A 5605-nucleotide genomic window follows, 5' to 3' on the forward strand; every position below is an offset into this window, starting at 1 on the left:
CGCCGCGCCCCGGGGCCTCATCCTCGGACGAGGTCACAGGTCCAACACAAGAAGATCGCCCTTCGCCCGAGACACGCAGGCGAGGAAATAGCCTTCGGCGCGCTGGGCGTCCGTCAGACGCTTGTCACGGTGATCCGCTTCGCCCTCGAGAATCTTGACCTTGCAGGTCCCGCACAGGCCCTGTTCGCAGGAGGTCGGCACCTTGACTCCCTTTTCCTCCAGAAACGCCGTGACGCTCTTGTCGCCGGGAATCTTGAAGACGGCGCCCGTGCTCGCGATCTTCACATTGAAAACCTTGTCGAGGAGGGGAGCCGAGGCCTTTGCCGTGAAACGCTCGATGTGGATGCGTTCTTCGCTCCAGCCATTGTTCTTGGCCCAGGCGACAATCGGATCGATCCACCAGTCGACGCCGCAGATGAAGAGCTGCGTCTCCTCCGGCTGATCGGCGAGAACCGTCTTCGGATCCAGGCTCTCGCCGCTCGATTCGAGATAAAATGTCGCGTTTTCCGCGAAATCGGAGCCTTCGATCGTGGCGCGGAACGCCCCCGGCGATCCAAGCGCGTTGAGATAGTGGAAGGCGAAGGGGATGTCCTGCGCCTTCAGGTGATCGGCGACGCTCAGGATCGGCGTCACGCCGATGCCGCGCGCGAGCAGCAAGGCGCGTTTGGTGTGACGCGGCACGCGGAAGCGGTTGCGCGGCGGCCCGACCTGGAGGACATCCCCTTCGTTCACGTCGTTATGCATCGCCTTCGACCCGCCGCGGCTGTTCGGATCCTTCCACACGCCGATAATGTAGCGATGACGATCGGTTTCGCTGTTGCAGAGGGAATATTGGCGGACCAATCCTCCCGGGACCGTCACATCAATGTGTGAACCGGCGGAAAAGGCTGGAAGCTCCGATCCATCAGGATCGACCAGCTCAAAGGACAGCATGTTGCTGGCTTCAAGGTTTTTCTTGGCCACAACGACCGAGCGCAAAGCATCGTCCGACATCTCGTCCTCTCGCCTTATCTGAACCTGTCGCATTCACATGCAAGCGAGAGACCAGATCACGATGTCATGCCGCTGCAACCGGGCTTGCCGTCCATGGCGTAAATATTGCTGCTCTTCGGCTCAAACCGTGCTCGGCTTTTCCCCGAAAGCGGGGCGGCGCGGCGTATCGACATGCAGGAAGGCAGGAGCGCCATGGGTCTCGACATCGTCCGGCTCGGCAAATTGCTTTCGCTCGCCGGCAGCCAAAACGAAAGCGAGGCGATCGTCGCGCTGCGCAAGATGCGCGAACATCTCGACTCGGAGGGCCTGACCTTTACCGATCTCGGCCAAAGATTGATCGGTCAGGCGCCACGCGCCCAAAACGCCCGCGCAAAGGAGCCGGAAGCCGCGATCTTCACCGACGAATCCGGCGTCAAATGGCCGAGCCGCGACTCTTACGACAAACATCAAGCTGCGGTCGCCGCGCGCCGCGAGACGGAATGGCGCCAGACCGAGGACGAGCGCGAGGAAATCATTGCACGCTATGGCTCACGCGAGGCGGGCCTTGCGCGCAACCCGCGCGAACAGCTCCTGCATGACGCCGTCGCCGATTTTCTGAAGCCGCTGACGCCGGACCTCGACCCGCCCGGACGTTGGCATGCGAGCCTCGACGGCTGGGATCGCGGCAGCTTTGGGCCGCCCTCCGGCAGGGTCGTGACCCGGATCGAACAGGCTTTCGCGCTGCCGACCACTTTGCGCGAAGCCAAGGAGGAATTCGACGCATGGAAAACGCGATCGCATGAACTTGAAATGCTGATGGGCCGTCCGGACGACAGCCAGCTCGACCTTCCGGCCTTTTATCGGGCCCAGCGCGTCCAGGCGCTTTATGAGCATGAACTGCCGATCCGCTCGATCGACGATCTGCATTTGCGCCTGCAATTCACCGTCGATCCCGAATGGAGCGACGACACCGGCAGGGCGCTGCCGGAAATCGTGCAGGCTTTCGAGGCATTGGTGGTCTCGCCCGCCGGCGCGGAGGATTGACCCGCTCCGAAAAGCTCGACGCCCTCAGCCTTTCTTTTCCGCGATCGCCACCAGTTCCCGCAAGATTGCCCGCGCCCCGCTCAGGCGGTCCTTGGCGCGCTCGAAATCGCCGATGAAGACAATCTTCATGTCGGGCCGCACCTTCGCTTCGGAGCCCTGGCGCGCGATAAAGCGCACCAACCCCGCCGGATTGGCGAAAGAGTTGTTGCGGAAGCCGATGATGATTCCCTTCGGCCCCGCGTCCAGCTTCTCGACATGGGCGCGGCGGCACAGAGCCTTGACGCCGACCAGCGTCATCAATTGCTTCACCTCGTCCGGCATCGGCCCGAAACGGTCGATCATTTCGGCGGCGAAGCTCTCGATCTCGGCCTCCTCGTCCAAAGTGGCGAGGCGACGATAAAGCTGCAGGCGCAGGTCGAGATCCTCGACATAATCTTCGGGGATGGTGACCGGCGTGCCGAGCGTGATCAGCGGCGACCAGGTCTCTTCCACCGCCTCGCCGCCGCCGGCCTTGAGCGCAGCGATGGTCTCGTTCAGCATCTGCTGGTAAAGCTCGTAGCCGACTTCCTTGATATGGCCGGATTGCTCGTCGCCCAGCAGATTGCCGGCGCCGCGCAAGTCGAGATCGTGGCTCGCAAGCTGGAAGCCCGCCCCGAGCGTGTCGAGCGATTGCAGCACTTCCAGCCGCTTCTGCGCCTGCGGCGTAATGGTCCGGTTGACCGGCGTGGTGAAGAAGGCGTAGGCGCGCGTCTTCGAACGCCCGACACGGCCGCGCAATTGATAAAGCTGCGCGAGGCCGAACATGTCGGCGCGATAGACGATCAAAGTGTTGGCGGTCGGGATGTCGAGGCCGGATTCGACGATATTGGTCGAGACCAGCACGTCATATTTGCCGTCATAGAAGGCGCCGACGCGCTCCTCCAGTTCGGTCGCCGCCATCTGGCCATGGGCCATGGTAAATTTGGCTTCCGGCGCATTCTGCCGCAGCCAGGCCGCGACATCTTCGAGGTCTTCGAGGCGCGGGCAGACGAAAAAGCTCTGCCCGCCCCTGAAGCGCTCGCGCAGCAGCGCCTCGCGCAGGATGAGATCGTCGAAGGGCGTGACGAAAGTGCGCACGGCGAGGCGATCAACCGGCGGCGTGGCGATGATCGAGAGCTCGCGCACGCCGGTCAAAGCCAGTTGTAGCGTGCGCGGGATCGGCGTCGCCGAGAGCGTCAGCACATGGACTTCGGCGCGCAGCTCTTTCAGCCGCTCCTTGTGGGAGACGCCGAAATGCTGCTCCTCGTCGATGATGACGAGGCCGAGATTCTTGAAGCTGACATTCTTGCCGAGCACGGCGTGGGTGCCGATGACAATGTCGATCGAGCCGTCGGCCAGACCGGCGCGGGCGGCGCGCATGTCGGCGGCGGAAGCCATGCGCGACATCTGCGCGAGCCTTATCGGAAGGCCGGCGAAACGCGCCGAGAAATTCTTGTAATGCTGGCGCGCGAGCAGCGTCGTCGGCACGACCACCGCGACCTGCACGCCATTGATCGCCGCCGCAAAGGCCGCGCGCAGAGCCACTTCGGTCTTGCCGAAGCCGACATCGCCGCAGATCAGGCGATCCATCGGGCGGCCGGACGTCATATCGTCCAAGGTCGCGTCGATGGCGAAGGTCTGGTCCTCGGTCTCGTCATAGGGGAAGCGGGCGCAGAACTCGTCGTACATCCCTTCGGGCGGCGTCAATTTCGGCGCGGCGTGCAGCGCGCGAGCGGCGGCGATCTTGATGAGGCCCTGCGCCATCTGGCGGATGCGCAGCTTGAGACGGGCCTTGCGCTCTCGCCACGCATTATGGCCGAGCCGGTCGAGCGCGACTTCGGTGTCTTCCGAACCGTAGCGCGACAACAGTTCGATATTCTCGACCGGAACGAACAGCTTGTCGCCGCCGTGGTAGTGCAGTTCGAGGCAATCATGCGGCGCGCCCGCCGCCTCGATATGTTTCAGGCCGATAAAGCGGCCGATGCCGTGATCGACATGGACGACCAGATCGCCCGCCGAAAGCGCCGAGACTTCCGCCAGGAAATTCTCGGCGCGCTTGCGGCGGCGGCGCTGCGGCGCGAGGCGGTCGCCGAGAATGTCCTGCTCGCCGATCAAAGCGAGATCGCCGGCGACGAAACCGGATTCAAGCCCGATCACCCCGAAGGCGACGCGCGCGTCGCGCAGCGCCAAAGCCTGCGACAGCGAGGAAACGACTTCCTGTTTCTTCAGCCCATGTTCGGCCAGAACCGAGCCAAGGCGCTCGCGTGAGCCATCGGTCCAGCCGGCGACGACAACCTTTTTGCCCTCGCCTTGCAGCGCGCGAATATGATCCACCGCCGCCTGAAACACATTGGCGTTTTCGTCATTGCGCTCCGGCGCAAAATTGCGGCCGGCGGCGCCGCCGCAATCGATCACCTTGGTCCCGCCCTCCGGCGCGGCGAAGGGCCAGAACCGCCCCGTGGCCGATTTAGCGAGAGCCTGCGAAAACTCATAGGCCGAGAGGTAAAGCTCGTCCGGCGGCAGCGGCTTGTAATTGCAATTGGCCGGATCGCGCGCATAGACGCTGCGGCGGGATTCGTAATAATCGCGGATCTGGTCGAAACGCTCTTTGGCGGCCGCCTCAGCCTGGGCGTCGAGCAGCAGCGGCGCGTCGTCGATATAATCGAACAAGGTGTCGAGGCGGTCGTAGAGCAGCGGCAGCCAATGTTCGAGGCCCGGCGGGCGGCGGCCTTCGCTGACGGCTTCGTAAAGCGTGTCGCCGCGCGTCTGGGCGCCGAAATGGGCGATATAGCTCTGACGGAAACGCTTGATCGTCTCGGTGAGGATCGGCGCCTCGTTGACCGGCACGAGGTCGAGCGAGCGCAATTGCCCGGTGGTGCGCTGGCTTTCGGGATCGAAGGCGCGGATCGTCTCCAGCACGTCGCCGAAAAAGTCGAGGCGGACGGGGCCGGGCAAAGTCGGCGGATAGAGATCGACGATGCCGCCGCGCAAGGCATATTCCCCGCTCTCGCGGACGGTAGACGCGCGCGCGAAACCGTTGGCGTCGAGCCAGGCGGCGAGTTCGTGCAGATCGACCGAGGCGCCCGGCGTCGCGGAAAAGCTTTTCGCGGCCATGTCCTTGCGCGGCGGCACGCGCTGCGTCAGCGCGGCGACCGTGGTGAGCAGCAGGCGCGGCTTTTCGAAGGAGGAGCGCGTGCGGGCGAGCCGCGCCAATGCGGTCATGCGCTCGGCGGCCACGGCGGAATTGGGCGAGACGCGGTCGTAGGGCTGGCAGTCCCAGGCGGGAAATTCGAGGATTTCCGCATCCGGCGCGGAGAAGGTCAGGGCTTCGCGGAACGCGCGCAGGCGCTGACTGTCGCGTGCGACATGGACCAGAGCGCAGGAACGGCCCTCGGCGGCCTTGGCCAAGGCGCGGGCGAGATCGGCGGCGACGAAGGCGTCAAAGCCTTCCGGCGCGCGGGAGAGGATGAGCGAGCGGCCTTTTTCCAGTTCGGCGCAGGCGCGGTGAAGATCGTTCATGGGCAGAGGTCGAATGTCGTGATGTTGCCGCCCCTCCACGCGGGGAGCGGGA

The 5605-nt window shown here is 64.3% G+C and carries 3 protein-coding genes; 1 reads left to right on the top strand and 2 read right to left on the bottom strand.

What is annotated here, in order from left to right:
• Nucleotides 1-33: 33 nt before the first annotated feature.
• Nucleotides 34-993, bottom strand: a complete 960-nt coding sequence (locus tag ACE3S9_RS13950; protein ID WP_374547076.1) for a 2Fe-2S iron-sulfur cluster-binding protein — start codon at nucleotides 991-993, stop codon at nucleotides 34-36.
• Between the two features lie 192 nt (nucleotides 994-1185).
• Here ACE3S9_RS13950 and ACE3S9_RS13955 point away from each other — a divergent pair, with 192 nt between their 5' ends.
• Entirely contained in the window at nucleotides 1186-2016 is an 831-nt protein-coding gene (locus ACE3S9_RS13955) for a hypothetical protein (protein WP_374547077.1), read from the top strand.
• 24 nt (nucleotides 2017-2040) lie between these two features.
• On the opposite strand, the gene mfd is transcribed toward ACE3S9_RS13955, so the two are convergent.
• Nucleotides 2041-5553, bottom strand: a complete 3513-nt coding sequence (mfd, locus tag ACE3S9_RS13960; RefSeq protein WP_374547078.1) for a transcription-repair coupling factor — start codon at nucleotides 5551-5553, stop codon at nucleotides 2041-2043.
• Between the last annotated feature and the right edge of the window lie 52 nt (nucleotides 5554-5605).

This window comes from Rhodoblastus sp. (assembly GCF_041915505.1).
Lineage (GTDB): Bacteria > Pseudomonadota > Alphaproteobacteria > Rhizobiales > Beijerinckiaceae > Rhodoblastus.